This is a genomic window from Algibacter sp. (genome assembly GCF_049667265.1).
Classification (GTDB): Bacteria; Bacteroidota; Bacteroidia; order Flavobacteriales; family Flavobacteriaceae; genus Algibacter_B.
In genome coordinates, this window is the sequence record NZ_JBATHX010000135.1 from 1 (window position 1) to 17370 (window position 17370).

A 17370-nucleotide genomic window follows, 5' to 3' on the forward strand; every position below is an offset into this window, starting at 1 on the left:
AAATTGAAGCCATTGCTATTGGAAACGGCACAGCATCTAGAGAAACCGAGGCCTTAATTAGAAAAGTACATTTTAAAAATGATATACAAGTATTTGTAGTTAGCGAGGCAGGAGCAAGTATTTATTCGGCGTCAAAAATAGCCCGAGAAGAATTCCCAGATTATGATGTGACTGTTCGTGGTTCGGTATCTATTGGTCGTCGTTTACAAGATCCATTGGCCGAATTGGTAAAAATCGATGCAAAGTCTATTGGCGTTGGGCAATACCAACACGATGTAGACCAAACCAAACTCCAAAAACAATTGGATGTGGTTGTTGAAAATTGTGTGAACGCAGTTGGAGTAAACATAAATACGGCAAGTAAACCCTTATTAAGTTCCGTTTCTGGAATCGGTCCAAAACTAGCCGAAAACATTTTTAATTACAGAAACGAAAATGGGGTTTTCACCTCCAGAAACGATATAAAAAACGTGCCGCGTTTAGGTGAAAAAGCGTTTGAGCAAGGCGCCGCTTTTTTAAGAATTAAAGATGCCAAAAACCCGTTAGATGATTCTGCCGTGCATCCCGAAAGTTATACTATTGTTGCAAAAATGGCTAAAGACCTTGGGAAATCAGTCGAAAATTTAATCGGCAATAAAGAGCTACTTAAAAAGCTAAATTTAAAAAACTATTGTACCGAATCCGTTGGATTGTTAACCCTTGAAGACATTATTAAAGAGCTAGAAAAACCAGGATTGGATATTCGCGAGCAAGCCAAAGTATTCACATTCAATCAAAATATAAAAACTATAAACGATTTACGAGAGGGGCAGTTACTACCAGGAATCGTAAACAACATTACAAATTTTGGTTGTTTCGTAGATGTTGGTATTAAAGAAAGTGGCCTAATTCATGTGTCAAACCTTTCCGATAGTTTCGTGAAGGACGTGAATGAACACGTAAGTTTGCATCAACAAATTATCGTAAAAGTGTTGGAAGTCGATGTTCCCCGAAAGCGAATTCAATTAAAACTTCATAAATAAAAAAATGCGAACCCTTGAGTTCGCATTTTTTGTGCTTAAATCGATTATCAGGAAGCTTTCCTAACAGCATGTGGTTTTGGATTTGCCTTTAAAATCAGGTTTTGCCATTTTTCAATACGTTGTAATTCATAGTTTTCAATTAAATCTTCATCTACATTGTAAAAATTAATAATGGTATTTAATTTATGAGATGATTTGTATGACAATTCTAAATACAAACTTTTTAAGTTTGTATTCTTTTTATTGGCATAGTTATAATTTTTAATAATTTGGCATTGCTTGATTTCATGAATATTAATATTGGAAATTATTGGTTTTCCAGTTTCAAAATATATGTAAGTTAAAATTTTATTATCATTACTTACACCAATAAAATTTTTTCGCCATATTTCTGTCAGGCTATACACAATGCCATTATCTTTTATTAAAGAATTTAAATATTTTTTTGTGTTGGAAGTATTATTTGTTCCATTAATAATAAATAATAAAAAAGGAATAAACACGCTTAAAGTTACAATTATAGATATAATTATCATTGGAATTTTCATCTTGTTTGTATATTAAATTAATTTGATTGAATTTTAAAAACCCCCATAAATCATTTATAACGACTGGGTTTTTTGGAAATGCAGAAAAAATAATAGGCTACAAGAAGGTGTGAAACGGGAAGATTTTTTCAAATGCCGTTAAACTTAAATCAATGAATGTACAGGTTTTTAAATAATGAGAATTATTTTCAACCAACACCTTATTTAAAGGCAAATACGATTCTAAATAATTTGGGTAGTTTTTCTTTTTATCAAAATTAAATAATTCTAAAAAAGAAGAGTTATTGGAGGTTGCGCAGGTGTTAAATGAATGGTCAATTTTAATATCATGCCCGGAATTAGCAGATGTATTAAAAATGTTGCTTTCAGTTTCCGATAAAAAAAGCAAAAAGAAAGCTACAGTAAAAGAAAAAAGCAAACAGTTTAACTTAAACATTTTTCACTAAAATAATAGTTTAAAGGTATAAACAAAAATGTTAAGAAAAAGATAAATTTTTATATAATTAAATGGATATAATTCTATCTATTCATATTCTTTATTTGGTCAACAAAATCATCCAGATCAGCGCCATTATGCACTAAAGTCATAGCCTTGTCTATAATGTATTTTACGTTTACCGCATGAAATCCAAGTCCAACAGCAATCTTCTTCAAAAGCGAAAATTCAGAGTCCCCTTTAATATAATCTACATGTACCATACGCACCAAATCGTATAAACGCTCTAAACGCAAATCATAAGAAACTGGCGGGTTTATAGGGTGCGATTCATAATTCTCTAAAATAGCCTTATAATCACCCTCACCAATCTCCAAACGCTGTGCTAAACGGTCTAAAAACGCTCGCTCTTCCGGCGAAATAATACCATCATCCATAGCCACACGAACTATCGATGCAAAATGACTCTCATTACGCTTTTTAAAACCACTATCAAATAAATCAGAAAACGACATATATACTTCTTTTTTAGTGCTACAAACCTACATATTTTTTTTAAGATTTTAAACCGAAACGATATTTTTTTAGGCGCCTGCCTGCCGGTCGGCAGGTTACCACAAGGGTCAGGCTTTCGGCAGTCGCTTCCCGATAAAAAAATCGGGAGAGCTTCAACAAATGCCTCAATCCTTAACGCGAGTACACAACTTTTTTAAGCATTAAAATTATTCGTGAAAATCCAGTTTATCCACAAAAAAATAATCCGAAACCGTATATTTGCACCTCAAAACAAAATTAGGTGAGTAAAACGAGTATCTCTCAAACCTATTTACAGGCTTTGCAAACGCAAAATCTGCAAAATACTATTGCCCAAACTGGAGCAAAAACACATGTAAAGGGACTTGTAGGGTCTTCTTTTTCTTTTGTAATTTCTAGCATTTTCAAAGCCTGCGAAAAACCTTTTTTACTCGTTTTTAACGATAAGGAAGAGGCGGCACATTATCTAAACGATTTAGAGCAATTGTTAAATGATAAAGATGTTTTGTTTTATCCTGGAAGTTACCGTAGGCCATACGAAATTGAAGAAACCGATAACGCAAATGTGCTTTTACGTTCCGAGGTTTTAAACCGAATAAATTCGCAAAAAAAACCAGCTATAATTGTCACCTATCCCGATGCCCTTTTCGAGCAAGTAGTTACCAGAAAAGAGTTGGAGCGCCATACGCTAAAAGTTGGTGTAAATGATAAATTGTCCATCGATTTTGTAAACGAAATGTTGTTTGAATACAAGTTTAAACGTGTCGATTTTGTTACCGAACCTGGTGAGTTTTCAGTTCGTGGTGGTATTGTGGATGTGTTTTCATTTTCGCATGACGAACCTTATAGAATCGAATTTTTCGGCGATGAGGTAGATAGTATTAGAACCTTTGATGTTGAAACGCAACTCTCCATCGAGCAAATTAAAAAAATAAGTATCATTCCAAATGTTGCAAATAAATTGCTGGAAGAAAGCAGGCAAAGTTTTTTAAAATACATCGCTCAGAAAACAGTCGTGTGTTTAAAAAATGCCGATTTACTTTTTTCCAGAATCGACGATTTTTACGGTAAAGCTGAAGAAGCCTATAAAGCATTGTCTGGAGATATAAAACATGCCAAACCTAACGAGTTGTTTTGTAATTCTACCTTACTAAAAAAACAATTACTTGATTTTTCAATTATAGAATTTGGTACGCAAAGTGTCTTTTGTCATTCAGAGCTTAGCGAAGAATCTCAAAGCATTCAATATAATACCACGCCACAACCAGCATTCAACAAACAATTCAATCTATTAATAGAAGATTTAAACACCAATACCGAAAATGGTTATACCAATTTCATTGCCTGTGTAAGCGAGCAACAATCCAAACGTTTTCACGATATTTTTGACGATTCTCATCTTGATGTAAAAGCCTATCAAACCATTATTTTGTCATTACATCAAGGGTTTATAGATCATGATAACAAAATAGTTTGTTATACTGATCATCAAATATTTGAGCGATACCATAAATTTCATCTTAAAAACGGCTATGCTAAAAAACAAGCCATCACTTTAAAAGAGTTGACTAACCTTGATATTGGCGATTATGTAACACATATCGATCATGGCATTGGGCGTTTTGGCGGCCTTCAAAAAATAGATGTTGAAGGTAAAAAGCAGGAAGCTATAAAATTGGTTTATGGCGAGCGCGATGTGTTGTATTTGAGTATACATTCGCTTCATAAAATCACAAAGTTTAATGGAAAGGATGGCAAACCACCCAAAATTTATAAATTAGGAAGTAACGCTTGGAAAACTTTAAAACAGAAAACTAAAGCCCGTGTAAAACATGTTGCTTTTAACCTTATTAAACTTTACGCGAAACGTAAAACCGAAAAAGGTTATCAGTACAATCCTGATAGTTACTTGCAACATGAGTTGGAAGCGTCTTTTATTTATGAAGACACGCCCGACCAAAGTACAGCAACCGCGGATATTAAAGGCGATATGGAAAGCGAACGCCCAATGGACAGGCTTATTTGTGGTGATGTGGGATTTGGTAAAACCGAAGTCGCTATTCGAGCAGCATTTAAAGCGGTTGATAATGGTAAACAAGTGGCCGTTTTAGTGCCAACTACTATTTTGGCTTATCAGCATTCTAGAACGTTTAAAGAGCGCTTAAAAGAATTTCCTGTAACGGTTGATTATGTAAACCGTTTCAGAACCGCAAAGGAAAAACGTGAAACATTAGAGGGCTTGGAACAAGGAAAAGTGGATATCATCATCGGTACCCATCAACTCGTTAATAAAAACGTTAAGTTTAAAGATTTAGGCTTGTTAATTGTTGATGAGGAGCAAAAATTTGGAGTAGCAGTAAAAGAAAAACTTAAAACCATAAAAGATAATGTGGATGTGTTGACTTTAACTGCAACACCAATTCCTAGAACCTTGCAGTTTAGTTTAATGGCAGCACGAGATATGTCGGTTATTACCACGCCACCGCCAAACCGTTATCCTATTGAAAGTCATGTTATTCGGTTTAGTGAAGATACCATTCGTGATGCGGTGAGTTACGAAATTCAACGTGGTGGGCAAATTTTCTTTATTCATAATCGTATTGAAAACATAAAAGAAGTAGCAGGCATGTTACAACGGTTAGTTCCTGATGCAAAAATTGGCATCGGACATGGGCAAATGGAAGGCAAAAAGCTGGAACAACTTATGCTTCAGTTTATGGATGGTGGTTTTGATGTTTTGGTTAGTACAACCATTGTTGAAAGTGGTTTGGATGTACCTAACGCCAACACCATTTTCATAAATAATGCCAATAATTTTGGATTGAGTGATTTGCACCAAATGCGCGGTAGAGTAGGGCGAAGTAACAAAAAAGCCTTCTGTTATTTCATCACTCCGGAATATTCAGCCATGACAGATGATGCCAGAAAACGGATTACAGCTTTAGAACAATTCACCGATTTAGGAAGCGGTTTCAATATTGCCATGAAAGATTTAGAAATTCGCGGTGCTGGCGATTTATTAGGTGGTGAGCAAAGTGGTTTTATAAATGAAATCGGGTTTGATACCTATCAGAAAATTTTAAATGAAGCCATTGAAGAACTCAAAGAAAATGAGTTTAGAGATTTATATAATGAAGACGAAGTCACAAAAGTTTATGTAAAAGATGTTACCATCGATACTGATTTTGAGCTTTTATTCCCAGATAGTTACGTAAATAATATTGCAGAACGATTAAGTTTATATACACAATTAAACAATATTAAAACTGAAGCAGAATTGCATACCTTTGAAACGGAGTTAATTGACCGTTTTGGAGAATTACCAAAACAAGTGACCGATTTGTTAAATAGTGTCAAAATTAAGTGGTTAGCTACCAAAATTGGGTTTGAAAAAATCATTATGAAGCATGGAAAACTAGTTGGCTATTTTATAAACGATCAACAAAGTCGTTTTTACCAAAGCGCCAGTTTTACAAAGGTTTTGCAATTTGTGCAAACGCATCCTCACGCATGTAGAATGAAGGAAAAACAAACTCGCGCAGGTTTGCGATTAATGTTAACTTTTGAAAATATAAAAACCATAAAACAAGCTTTAGAAGCCCTTAAACCTATTGTGGCTTAATTATTGTTTTAACTTAATAAACAACTATTTGTAATGTATAAACGCTTACTATTTTTAACCTTTTTATTACCAAGTTTGCTTTTAGCACAACACAGCATAAAAGGAGTTTTCTCACCAGCAAAAGATTATAATTTTGCTTTACTTTATAAAGTGAACCCAACTATTTCAGATTATGTAACCAACGCTGAGATCCAAAAAGATGGCAGTTTTGAGTTTAAATTGGATTCAACACACACAAAAGGTACCTATCGTTTAGTTTATGCTGTACCTCAAGAAGATTATAATTTTGATATTATTTATAACGGAAAAGAAGATATTGAACTGGCATTTAATTCTGAAACTGGGGTTGAGTTTAAAAAATCGACCGAAAATAAATTATTAGCTTCTTACACCAATAGCATGTCTATGGTTACCCAAAGTATAGGTAATTATTTTAGTCAGGAAAGTAAGGATACTACAGCATTAAAAGCCATTTTTAAAACGCAAAGAGAAACTCAGGCAAATTTCGAGAAAGCCGCTACAGGTACTCGGGCACTAGCTTTTATAAAGGCCAACAAGCCTTATATTCCAAAAAAGATTGAAGGTGTAAAAACGTATATAAGTAATTTAAAAAAGCATTATTTCGATTTTGTAGATTTTAATAATCCAATACTTCAAAGTTCTAGTTTTTTAGAAGAGCGGATGCTTAATTATGTTTTCGGAATGTCTTCAGAATCTAAAGATGAATTAGAAAATTACAAAGAAAACATTGATGTTGTATATGGTCATATGAAAATAGCTCCAAAAAAAGTACAACGTATTTTGTTATTTGATTTATGGCAACAAATGGCTGATTTAAAATATGAATCGGTTTCAAATTATATTGCCGAAACCTACTTAATGGATATTGCCGTAAATTTAAATGACCAACAACTTTTACAATCTTTAATATTATACAAAAACCTTTCTAAAGGAACGGTTGCTCCGAATTTTGACTTAGAAATTAAAGAAAACGGGAAACTTGTAACAAAGAAATTAACCGATTTAAAAGGTGCTGAAAATTATATTATTGTTTTCTGGAGCAGTACATGTTCTCATTGTTTAGATGAAATCCCCCAATTACAAACGTTTTTAGGCTCTTTAGAAAAAAACAAGGTAAAAATAGTTGCCGTAGGTTTAGAAGATGAACCTTATGGCTGGAAAAATTTAACTTTTGATTACCCATATTTTATTCATGTTTATGGTGAAGGAAAATGGGAAAACAAAATTGGAGACGCTTATGGTGTATCTTCAACACCAACCTATTTTATTTTAGACAAAGACAAGAAAATTGTTGCAAAACCTTTAAATTTTGACGTATTGAAAGCATATTTTGAAGGTGATGAAGAAGAATAAATAATTAAAAATGATAAAAAGCATTTTCTAAATGCTCAATATTAAAGCCTTTGCCTTCTTTCACAATAGCAATGATGTCAAAACGGACTTCCACATCTAAATCGTTTACGGTTACATATTCATCAACAGCTTTTACCAAACGCTGAATCTGTTTGGGTTTCACAAAATCTTGAGGGTCTCCAAAATCGGCAGTAGAACGTGTTTTTACTTCAACAATAGCTAAAATATCTTCTTTTTTGGCAATAATATCGACTTCAGCTTTTTCAAAACGGTAGTTGCGTTCAATAATTTCGTAGTTGTTTTTCAGAAGAAAATCTACTGCTAATTGTTCGCCTTTTTTACCGAGTTCGTTGTGTTGTGCCATAAGTTACCCTCTAAACAAAAAGAAATCTTCTTTCATATCTTCAATTTTCTCATCTTTATTAGTGATAATATATTCAATAGCTTTTGTTGTAAAATCTGCCCCTTTTTCAGTTAATGACACAATGTTTTTATCAAATTGAATCATGTTGTTTTTTAAGGCTAAATCTAAAACCGTTTTAGACCGTACTTTTTGCCAGTTAATATGTTCGTTGAGGTGGTTTACATGACGTTCACTTTCTTCGGTATGATTTTTTAAATGCAATAAGAAAGTTAATAGCGACACTTCGGTACGTTGTTGCTTTTCTCGATACATAACGGCAATATAACCTTTACTTGGTGCAAATAAATAAACCGCCAAAAATAGCAATCCTAACATGGTGGTTATGGATCCAGCAATTGAAGCGTCTAACCCATGTGCCAACCAATATCCAGAAATAGCACTAAATACGCCAAAACAAATGGCGTAAATGAGCATGCGTTTTAATTCGTTAGTCAATAAATAAGCCGTTGCAGCCGGCGCAATCATTAAAGCGACCACTAAAATAGCACCAACAGCATCAAAAGCGCCAACGGTGGTTACTGATGAAACTGTCATAAGTCCGTAATGGATAAGTGCTGGTGAAAACCCTAATGAAGCTGCTAAGCCAGCATCAAACGTACTTATTTTCAATTCCTTAAAAAATGCAAGTAATAGGACAATGGTTATGATGAGGATGCTTCCAATAATCCAAAGCGATTTCGGGCCTACATCAGTTCCTCCAATAAGTAACCTGTCAAAAGGTGCAAATGCTAACTCGCCTAATAAAACGGCATCGACATCTAAATGCACATCGTTGGCGTTTTTAGCAATCATGATGACTCCAATACTAAACAAAATAGGAAATACTAAACCAATGGCCGTATCTTCTTTTACAAGACCCGTTTTTTGGATGTATTCAACTAAAACAACGGTAATAATTCCTGTAAAAGCAGCGAGTAAAATAAGTAATGGAGAATTTAAATCTTGAGTTATGAAAAAACCAATAACAATACCTGGCAAAATGGAATGACTAATAGCATCGCTAATCATGGCCATTTTACGGAGTACTAAAAATGTTCCTGGAATGGCACAAGCAATAGCAACCAAACTCGCAATAAGCTGTATTTCTAATTGAGCATTACTCATTGTTTTCGGTTTGTTGGTTATATAAATTGGCGGCTGTTTTAAAACCTTCTTCAGTTAAACTCCACATGGTTCCTTCTAATTTTACATAGTTTTTTTTAACTAATTTCTGTAAGGTGCTTTTAGTATAACCTTGAAAATTATTTAAAATTTTAATAGCATGTGGATGTGATATGTTTTCATGTGTTTCAGCAATGCGAAACATAAAGGCTAATGTTTTTTGCAATTCTAAATCGCGACGGTTTTTAATAAAACGGATTTGCTTAAATAATAAACCGCGACTAGGGGAAAAAATAAACGAAAATATTACAAACACACCGGCAACAATGACAATTACTGGACCTGTTGAAAGATTGTTTTGACTAGCACTAATAGCGGTTCCGAAAACACCAGAAAACGCACCGAATATGGCAGCTAAAAAAACCATAACGCTTAAACTATTTGTCCATTGGCGTGCTGCTGCTGCAGGCGCTAATAACATGGCACTCATTAAAACAACACCAACCGTTTGTAAGCCTAAAACGATGGCTAATACGATAAAAGTTGTAATTAGAATATCAATAAAATTGGTATTGAACCCTAAGGTTTTAGTATAATCGGCATCAAAGAGTAGGATTTTAAATTCTTTCCACAATAATAATAATATGAATAGACAAACGCCTGTTACCATGGCCATCATCCAAACATCGCTTTCAACTAAAGTGGCTGCTTGTCCAAATAAATATTTATCTAATCCTGCTTGATTGGCATTAGGTTGCTTTTGAATGAAAGTGAGTAGGAGCATTCCAAAACCAAAGAATAATGATAGAATTAAACCCAGAGCAGTATCTGATTTTAAATGAGTTTTACTGATGATACCACGAATCCAAAAAGTTCCAAGAAGTCCGCTAACTAAGGCGCCTAATAGTAATGTGTTACTGTCTTTTGCTCCTGTTATTAAAAAGGCAATAGCAATTCCTGGTAAGGCAGCATGTGAAATGGCATCGCCTAAAAGACTTTGTTTTCTTAACACAGCGAAACTTCCAAGCATACCGGTAACTGCGCCAAGTATGGCGGTTCCTAAGGTAATTGTTCTTAGGGTGTAATCTGTGAAAACTAGTTTTATGTATTCTGTTATATCCATAATTCCTGCGAAGGCAGGAATCTCTTCCTTATTCGCATTATATTTTTTTTAGCCTGAATATGTATCAGGATCTCATTTATTACGTTCATTTTGTCTTGATACAAAACGAACCAAACCTGCCTGCCGGCAGGCAGGAAATCAAGATCAAGCCGAGGAATTTTTCAGTAAAAACTGAAAACCGATTTGAAAACTCCGCGTCGAACTTCGTTCTCCTGTTCTCGGAGATTTTCTTCATCTATTCTGCGCCTTGACAATCAATTCTTTTAAATTGAATAGGGACTTGACACTCTATTAGTTTTGTTTATTAATCTAATTTTATTTCAATTACTCCTTACTCCTTACTCCTTACTCCTTACTCCTGTATGCTCACTTTATAGTTAATACCATAGGTTTTGGTTAAATTATCGTCATTAAAAATATCTTTAACAGGACCTGTTGCAATCTTTTTTACGTTTAAAAAAGTTACCCAATCAAAATACTCTGGTACGGTTTGTAAATCGTGATGTACCACAATGACTGTTTTCCCCTCCTTTCTTAATTCTTTTAAAATATTGATGATGGCTATTTCTGTAGTTGCATCAACTCCTTGAAAGGGTTCATCCATAAAATAAATGGATGCATTTTGCACTAATGCCCGTGCTAAAAATATACGTTGTTGTTGGCCACCAGAAAGCTGACTTATTTGTCGGTTTTTAAAGGGTAACATGCCGACTTTTTCAAGTGCTTCTAAAGATGCTTTTTTTTCTTTTTGTCCGGGTCGTTTTATCCAACCCAAACTTCCGTAAGTTCCCATCATAACAACATCTAAGGCTGTTGTTGGAAAGTCCCAATCGACACTTCCTTTTTGTGGCACATAGGCTACAATTTGACGCTGTTTTTCGTATGGCTTGCCAAAAATTTCTACACTTCCGGCAATGGGTTTCAGAATTCCTAAAATAGATTTGATTAGCGTTGATTTCCCAGCGCCATTCGGACCAACAATAGCCATAAGTACGCCTTCTGGGATTTCTAAATCGATATCCCAAAGTACGGGTTTGTAGTTGTATGCTACGGTAAGGTCGTCTACTTTTACGGCTATTACACCTGTGGAGGCAGGTGTCTCTTTTTGGTTTTTATCTATTTTTTGTTCCATGACTATTATATTTAATGTTCATCCCGATAAAAATCGGGATGAAAACCGATTTGAAGACTCCACGTCGAACTTTGTTCTCCTGGTTTCGGAGATTTTCTTCATCTATTCTGCGCCTTGGCGTTCAATTCTTCGAATTGATTTGGGTGTTGGTTTTCTGACTTGTGCTTTTTTAAATCAAACTTATTTTTAATCTTTCTAACTTCTAACTTCTAACTTCTAACTTCTAACTTCTAACTTCTAACTTCTAACTTCTAACTTCTAACTTCTAAGTATGTCCAACTAGATGCTTTTTAAAGTGACCTTGGCTGATAATCTAGCCCTGATAGATGCGGCATCCTTTTTTGAGGCACGAGAAAAAGATACAGCGGATAGCAGGAAATAGCTTCAAATAATTTTACTTTAAAGCATTCACAATGGTATTCACATTATACTCAAACATGCCGATATAAGTGCCTTCTACAGTTCCTGCATTTCCAAGCGCATCGGAATATAAAGAGCCGCCAATAATGACGTTATGACCTTTTGAATTTACTGCCGCCTGTAAGGCTTCTATAGTTCGTTTTGGTACCGAGCTTTCTATAAAAATGGCTTTAACTTTCTTTTCTATAATAAAGGCCGATAGGTTTTGAACGTCTTGAACACCTGCTTCGGTAGCTGTTGAAAGACCTTGTAAACCATGAACTTCAAAACCGAATGCTTTTCCAAAATAATTAAAGGCATCATGAGCCGTTACTAAAATACGTTGTTCTTTTGGAAGCGTATCTATAGTTGCCTTTAATTGTATTTTTAAGTTTTCTAATTGCTTTATGTACGCATCGCCATTATCTTGAAAAGTTGTTTTTTGTTCTGGAATGGCTTCTGAAAGTTTTTTGACAACAAAATGGGTTGCTTGGATCCAATAATCGACATTAAACCAAACATGTGGATCGTAATTTGAAGCGAAATATTCTGAGCCAATAAGCGTGTTTTTATCTAAAGCGTCTCCAATGGCAATGGTTTTTATGTTTTTCATTTTCTCAAAAACTTCTACCAGTTTGCCTTCAAGGTGCAAACCGTTATAAAAAATAATATCAGCGTTTGATAATTTTGTAACATCACCTTCGCTGGCTTTGTAAAGATGCGGATCTACACCGCTTCCCATTAACCCTTGTAAGTTGATGTGGTCTCCGCCAACATTTTTAACTAAATCGGTTATCATAGATGTTGTGGTAACTACGTTTAGTTTTCCGTTGGTTTGTTTTTCGTTTTTGCAATTGAAAATTGTTAATGCAATAAGAAAAAGTAGTATTGTTTTTTTCATGTTTAATTTATTTTTTTCTAATTCTATAGCTTAACCCTAGTCCTAGTAAAAGGTCTTGGCCTTCCGTGATACTTGTTCCGAAATATGCGTCTAATTGAAAATCATTTGACACTAAATAGGTTAAACCTGCATCCCAATAATGATTAAAATTAGTGCCTTCGGGTAAATCGCCATAAAGTTCGGCAAATGCACCTATTTTATTTGACAAACTATAGCCGTAAGAAAGAGTATAGATATAACTTGCTGTTGTTGAATCTCCATCCCAAGCCATACCTAAGTTGTAACCCAAGCTGGAGTTTTCACTTAATGTATGTGAAAAGGAAAACCTAAAATCTGTTCCGGTACTTGTAGATTTGTTATCGTAACTAGCAAAAAAGGGATGGGTTGTATGGAGTAAAAGCGCCATTTCTGGGATTGCTCCTTTTTCTTCTGTTATAGCTATTTTTACGCCTAATAGTAATGGTGAAAAACCGCTTGATACAGCATTTAGTTTGTTACCATTTATTTTTGTAACACCTTCAATAAAATTCCAGCCTAATCGTAATTCTATGTTATCTAAAATACCATATCGAATTAACATGGTATTATAGGTGTAGTTTTCAGACTGGATATTATTAGTTTCAAAAGACTCATATAAACCACCTGTTTCTAATTGTAAAACACTTTTGCCTACTGTTGAAGAAGCTTCGGTAGCGTCTGGTCTATCGGCGACTAATGCATCTGTTTCTCGTTCAGTTTCTTGTGAAAAAGCTGTTAAATTAGTTGCGCATAAAACTGCTAAAATTCTAATCTTGTTCATTAACATAAATAATTGATGTAAAATCCTCATTTAGTAGAATAGTATTATTGTTTATTGAAATTTGAGTCATTCTATTTTTACTGAATTGTTTTGAAACCAAAACCGTATTGCCGTATTTTAAACCATGTTGCGCACAAAAATCAAAGAATTCCTTGTCATCACTCATTAAACGAGAAATGATATAAGTTTTTCCTTCTTTAGTTTTTGATAATGAAATGGAATTATCTGTGGTGGTTATTTCACCATCTGCGTTTGGAATAGGGTCGCCATGCGGATCGAATTTTGGGTTACCTAAATACTCACTTATTTTATTAGCTAATAAATCAGAAGTTTGATGCTCTAGTAATTCGGCTTCTCTATGAATATCATGCAATGATAAATCAAAAAGTTTAAATAAAAGCGCTTCCCATAGGCGATGTTTTCTAACAACGTTTAGAGCCATTTTAGTGCCTTTGTCTGTTAGTTTTAGCTCTTGGTATTTTTCATAATCAAGTAATTCCTTTAGGGCAAGTTTTTTAGCCATATCGGTAGCTGCGGCATTTGAAATCCCTAATTCTTTGGCGATATTTCCAGGTTTGGTATCGTTATTATTGCTTTTTTCGTTTTTGTAAATGGCTTTTACAAAATTTTCAATAGCTACTGACATTTGATGTGCTTTAAAATATTTTTAAGTTAGCTTAAAAATTAGTCAAAGGTAACTAAAAAATTCAATTCTAAGTAATTAAAATGGTTACAAACGAAATAGTTTTATGGAATAATATTTCTAACAAACACATGAAATTCCATTTTTGGCATGATTTAAGCTTATTAAATTAAAACAATACTAATGAAACACGGCCTTTTATTTCTAGTTATTTTAATAACTAGTTTTACTTTTTCTCAAAATTCTATAAATACTCAAAATGATGAAGAATTATCGGTAATTAGTAGAGTATATCAAGGGAAATCCATAGATATAGAGAACTTTACAATTGCATTTATTGATGTTTTACAGGACTCAAGATGTCCAAAGGAAGCACATTGTATTTGGGCAGGCGAGGTTGTTATTCTAGTAGATTTGTACGAGAATGGTAAAAAAGTTGAACGTAAAAAAATGACTTTAAATCCTAAAACTGGATTACAAAAAAGTATGGGGAACTTATTTTTTTCGGATAATTTGACGTTATCTGTTTTAAATGTTTTGCCTTATCCTAAAGCTGAAAATAAAACGCCATTAAAGAACTATTATTTAGTTTTGAATACTACGTATTAAGAGCAACCACAGCCATCATCGCCACCACATGCCTTTTTAGGTTTTGATTTTTTCCAAAAGAATTTTTTAATCAAAAAAGACAGCGCCAATGCTATGGCAGTAAAAACTAATATGTTTTGAATGATTTCGTTCATAATTAGTTAGTCGAATTTAGTTTATAATCATTTCAATAATTGAAATGCTATTAAAGCTACAATATACGCAAAAGCCGTCATAATTATAAGTTGTAATACGGGCCATTTCCAAGTATTAGTTTCTTTCTTTACAATAGCTAAAGTACTCATACATTGCATGGCAAAAGCATAGAATAATAACAAAGATATCCCAGAGGCAAAGGTGAATAAAGGGCCGCCTAAAATAGGATTCACTTCGCCAGCCATTCTATTCTTTATGGTTTCTTCTTCATCACTACCAACACTATAAATAGTAGCTAAAGTGCCTACAAAAACTTCTCTAGCTGCAAATGAGCTTACTATGGCAATTCCAATTTTCCAATCGTAACCTAAAGGTCTTATTGCAGGTTCAATGGCATGTCCAGCAATTCCAATAAAAGAATGTTCGAGTTTATGGGATGCTATTTTTTGTTGTAACTCATCAGTAGGTAGGTTTTCAGAAGCAAATTCTGTTTTTACAATATTTTCTGCATCATTAAACTGCTCACCTGGCCCATAAGATGCCAAAAACCAAAGAATAATTGAAATGGCTAAAATAATTTTACCAGCGCCAAAAATAAATGCTTTTGTTTTTTCAATGACGGTTAGTGCTACATTTTTAAAAAGCGGTAATTTGTAATTTGGCATTTCAACTACAAAAAATGTTTTGCTTTTTATTTTTAATATTTTATTTAAAAAGTAAGCAGAAACAATAGCGGTTCCAAATCCAATAAGGTAAAGTAACATTAAGGTTAAGGCTTGATAGCTTAATCCGATAAATCTGCCTTCCGGAATTACCAAAGCAATAATAATTAGATAAACTGGTAAACGAGCAGAACAGGTTGTAAAAGGTGTTACTAATATGGTGATTAAACGTTCTTTCCAGCTTTCAATATTTCTGGTGGCCATAATAGCAGGAATGGCACAAGCTGTTCCAGAAATAAGAGGTACAATACTTTTTCCACTCAATCCGAAACGTCGCATTATCCTGTCCATTAAAAAAACAACACGGCTCATATAACCACTTTCTTCAAGCACAGCAATGAATAAAAACAGAAAGGCAATTTGCGGAATAAATATGACTATCCCACCAAGTCCAGGAATAATACCTTCGGCTAACAAACTTGTAAAAGCACCTTGTGGTAATTGATTTTTTGTCCATTCGCTTAATGATGCAAAGGCACTATCAATAAAATCCATCGGAATGCTTGACCAATCATATATAGCCTGAAATATGGTAAGCAAAATAATGCCGAAAATAACATAGCCCCAGATTTTATGGGTTAAAACTCTATCAAGTTTTATGCGTAAATCTTTAGCCTGACTCAGATCTATAGTTTGTCCTTTATCAAGCGCCTGATTTATAAATTGATAGCGTTTTATAGTTTCCTTTTGTTGTAACCGCTTTAAATCAGCTTTACTTTTTGTTTTAAAATTGGCAACTGCATCAATTTCATTTCTATCGGTTTTCCCAAAATTAACATCTTGAGTAATAACCAACCAAAGCTTGTAAAGTAATTGGTTTGGGAATGCTTTTTTTAAATTCCCGAAATAATCAACATCAATTTGTGTAGTATCTAAACAAGGCTCAATAGAAACATCTTTAAAATTAGAAATTAGCTGCTTTAACTTATCAATACCTTCGTTTTTTCGAGTACTTATTAGTGCAATTTTAGTTTTTAGCTTTTCTTCTAAATAATCAATATCTAACGAAATTCCTTTGTATCTCATGCGGTCAGCCATATTAATAACTAACAAGGTTGGGATTTCTAAATCTTTAATTTGAGTAAAAAGTAAAAGGTTTCGTTTTAAATTTTCAACATCCGTAACAACAACAGCAATATCAGGAAAATCTTTATCGTTTTTGTTAAGCAAAAGTTCAATAACTACATTTTCATCAAGCGACGACGCATTTAAACTGTAAGTACCTGGCAAATCAATAATATGCGCTTTTACACCACGTGGCAGTTTACAAAGTCCCTGTTTTTTTTCAACAGTAATGCCTGGATAATTCCCAACTTTTTGATTTAAACCCGTTAAAGCATTAAAAACAGAGGTTTTTCCTGTGTTCGGGTTTCCAATTAATGCGACATTTATTTGTTTACTCATTTTTTATTTTTTCAATTAAAATATGAGAAGCAGTTTCTTTTCTAATAGCCAAATGCGTACCGTTAATATTTAAATACATTGGGTCTTGAAAGGGCGCAACTTGAACCAACTCTACCGAATTACCTGGTAAACAGCCCATTTCAAGCAGTTTTAAAGGAATATGAATAGACGAAACATCAATAATAACAGCGCGTTCTCCGCGTTTTAAATGTGCTAAAGTATCTTGCAAGCTTATTTAGATTGATTTTAAAGAAGCAAAAGTAATGTAAAAGTTTAAAACCGAAAAGTTAAAAAGTTTTTAATTAAAAAAGAATTCGTCACTAGTCTAGTTTAGCGTTTCTAATCAGATGGTTTTTAAATGAAACATGAAACTGAATTTTATTTGGGCGTTACCACAAGGGTCGGGCCTGCCTGCCGGCAGGCAGGCCTACCACAGTCACCC

17 protein-coding genes are annotated in these 17370 nt (G+C 33.8%); 4 read left to right on the forward strand and 13 right to left on the reverse strand.

Annotation, left to right across the window (positions count from 1 at the left end):
• Positions 1–1022 (forward strand): helix-hairpin-helix domain-containing protein (locus tag WBN21_RS04875; protein WP_424198163.1); only part of this gene is annotated, 1022 nt, incomplete at its 5' end.
• A 47-nt stretch (positions 1023–1069) separates the two neighbouring features.
• Here the strand turns inward: WBN21_RS04875 and WBN21_RS04880 are convergent.
• The 3 genes from WBN21_RS04880 to WBN21_RS04890 form a co-directional block, all read right to left on the reverse strand.
• Positions 1070–1570 carry a hypothetical protein gene (locus tag WBN21_RS04880; RefSeq protein ID WP_424198164.1) on the reverse strand — a complete coding sequence of 167 codons (501 nt, stop codon included), beginning with the start codon at positions 1568–1570 and terminating at the stop codon, positions 1070–1072.
• 97 nt (positions 1571–1667) lie between these two features.
• Positions 1668–1988 carry a hypothetical protein gene (locus tag WBN21_RS04885; protein WP_424198165.1) on the reverse strand — a complete coding sequence of 107 codons (321 nt, stop codon included), beginning with the start codon at positions 1986–1988 and terminating at the stop codon, positions 1668–1670.
• Between the two features lie 101 nt (positions 1989–2089).
• Positions 2090–2521, reverse strand: coding sequence for a TerB family tellurite resistance protein (locus tag WBN21_RS04890; RefSeq protein ID WP_424198166.1), 432 nt, complete (start codon positions 2519–2521; stop codon positions 2090–2092).
• A gap of 281 nt (positions 2522–2802) precedes the next feature.
• Here WBN21_RS04890 and mfd point away from each other — a divergent pair, with 281 nt between their 5' ends.
• Positions 2803–6162, forward strand: coding sequence for a transcription-repair coupling factor (gene mfd, locus WBN21_RS04895; RefSeq protein ID WP_424198167.1), 3360 nt, complete (start codon positions 2803–2805; stop codon positions 6160–6162).
• Between the two features lie 33 nt (positions 6163–6195).
• Positions 6196–7536: a TlpA family protein disulfide reductase gene (locus WBN21_RS04900; protein ID WP_424198168.1), complete on the forward strand. Its 1341-nt coding sequence runs from the start codon at positions 6196–6198 to the stop codon at positions 7534–7536.
• A gap of 4 nt (positions 7537–7540) precedes the next feature.
• Here the strand turns inward: WBN21_RS04900 and WBN21_RS04905 are convergent, their stop codons facing one another.
• The 7 genes from WBN21_RS04905 to WBN21_RS04935 form a co-directional block, all read right to left on the reverse strand.
• Positions 7541–7900, reverse strand: coding sequence for a YraN family protein (locus WBN21_RS04905; RefSeq protein ID WP_424198169.1), 360 nt, complete (start codon positions 7898–7900; stop codon positions 7541–7543).
• 3 nt (positions 7901–7903) lie between these two features.
• Positions 7904–9064 (reverse strand): metal ABC transporter permease, encoded by a 1161-nt coding sequence (locus WBN21_RS04910; RefSeq protein WP_424198170.1) that lies wholly within the window; start codon positions 9062–9064, stop codon positions 7904–7906.
• Positions 9057–10184, reverse strand: coding sequence for a metal ABC transporter permease (locus tag WBN21_RS04915; protein WP_424198171.1), 1128 nt, complete (start codon positions 10182–10184; stop codon positions 9057–9059). The genes WBN21_RS04910 and WBN21_RS04915 overlap by 8 nt, the downstream gene beginning before the upstream one ends.
• Before the next feature lie 352 nt (positions 10185–10536).
• A complete protein-coding gene (locus WBN21_RS04920) occupies positions 10537–11316 on the reverse strand; it encodes a metal ABC transporter ATP-binding protein (RefSeq protein WP_424198172.1) in 780 nt (259 codons plus the stop codon).
• Between the two features lie 394 nt (positions 11317–11710).
• Entirely contained in the window at positions 11711–12616 is a 906-nt protein-coding gene (locus tag WBN21_RS04925; protein ID WP_424198173.1) for a metal ABC transporter solute-binding protein, Zn/Mn family, read from the reverse strand.
• Positions 12617–12623: 7 nt separating this feature from the next.
• Entirely contained in the window at positions 12624–13415 is a 792-nt protein-coding gene (locus WBN21_RS04930) for a transporter (protein WP_424198174.1), read from the reverse strand.
• On the reverse strand, positions 13402–14061 hold the full coding sequence (locus WBN21_RS04935) for a metal-dependent transcriptional regulator (protein ID WP_424198175.1): 660 nt from the start codon (positions 14059–14061) through the stop codon (positions 13402–13404). The genes WBN21_RS04930 and WBN21_RS04935 overlap by 14 nt, the downstream gene beginning before the upstream one ends.
• Before the next feature lie 180 nt (positions 14062–14241).
• Here WBN21_RS04935 and WBN21_RS04940 point away from each other — a divergent pair, with 180 nt between their 5' ends.
• The gene (locus WBN21_RS04940) at positions 14242–14667 is read left to right on the forward strand and encodes a hypothetical protein (RefSeq protein ID WP_424198176.1); all 426 of its coding nucleotides are present in this window, start codon (positions 14242–14244) and stop codon (positions 14665–14667) included.
• Here WBN21_RS04940 and WBN21_RS04945 read toward each other — a convergent pair.
• From WBN21_RS04945 to WBN21_RS04955, 3 genes are read right to left on the reverse strand one after another with little or no spacing between them, the layout of a single operon-like run.
• The gene (locus tag WBN21_RS04945) at positions 14664–14801 is read right to left on the reverse strand and encodes a FeoB-associated Cys-rich membrane protein (RefSeq protein ID WP_424198177.1); all 138 of its coding nucleotides are present in this window, start codon (positions 14799–14801) and stop codon (positions 14664–14666) included. The two genes, WBN21_RS04940 and WBN21_RS04945, sit on opposite strands and share 4 nt — an antisense overlap.
• A gap of 27 nt (positions 14802–14828) precedes the next feature.
• Positions 14829–16928 (reverse strand): ferrous iron transport protein B, encoded by a 2100-nt coding sequence (gene feoB, locus WBN21_RS04950; RefSeq protein ID WP_424198178.1) that lies wholly within the window; start codon positions 16926–16928, stop codon positions 14829–14831.
• A complete protein-coding gene (locus WBN21_RS04955; protein ID WP_424198179.1) occupies positions 16921–17157 on the reverse strand; it encodes a FeoA family protein in 237 nt (78 codons plus the stop codon). Before WBN21_RS04955 ends, feoB begins: the two co-directional genes overlap by 8 nt.
• Between the last annotated feature and the right edge of the window lie 213 nt (positions 17158–17370).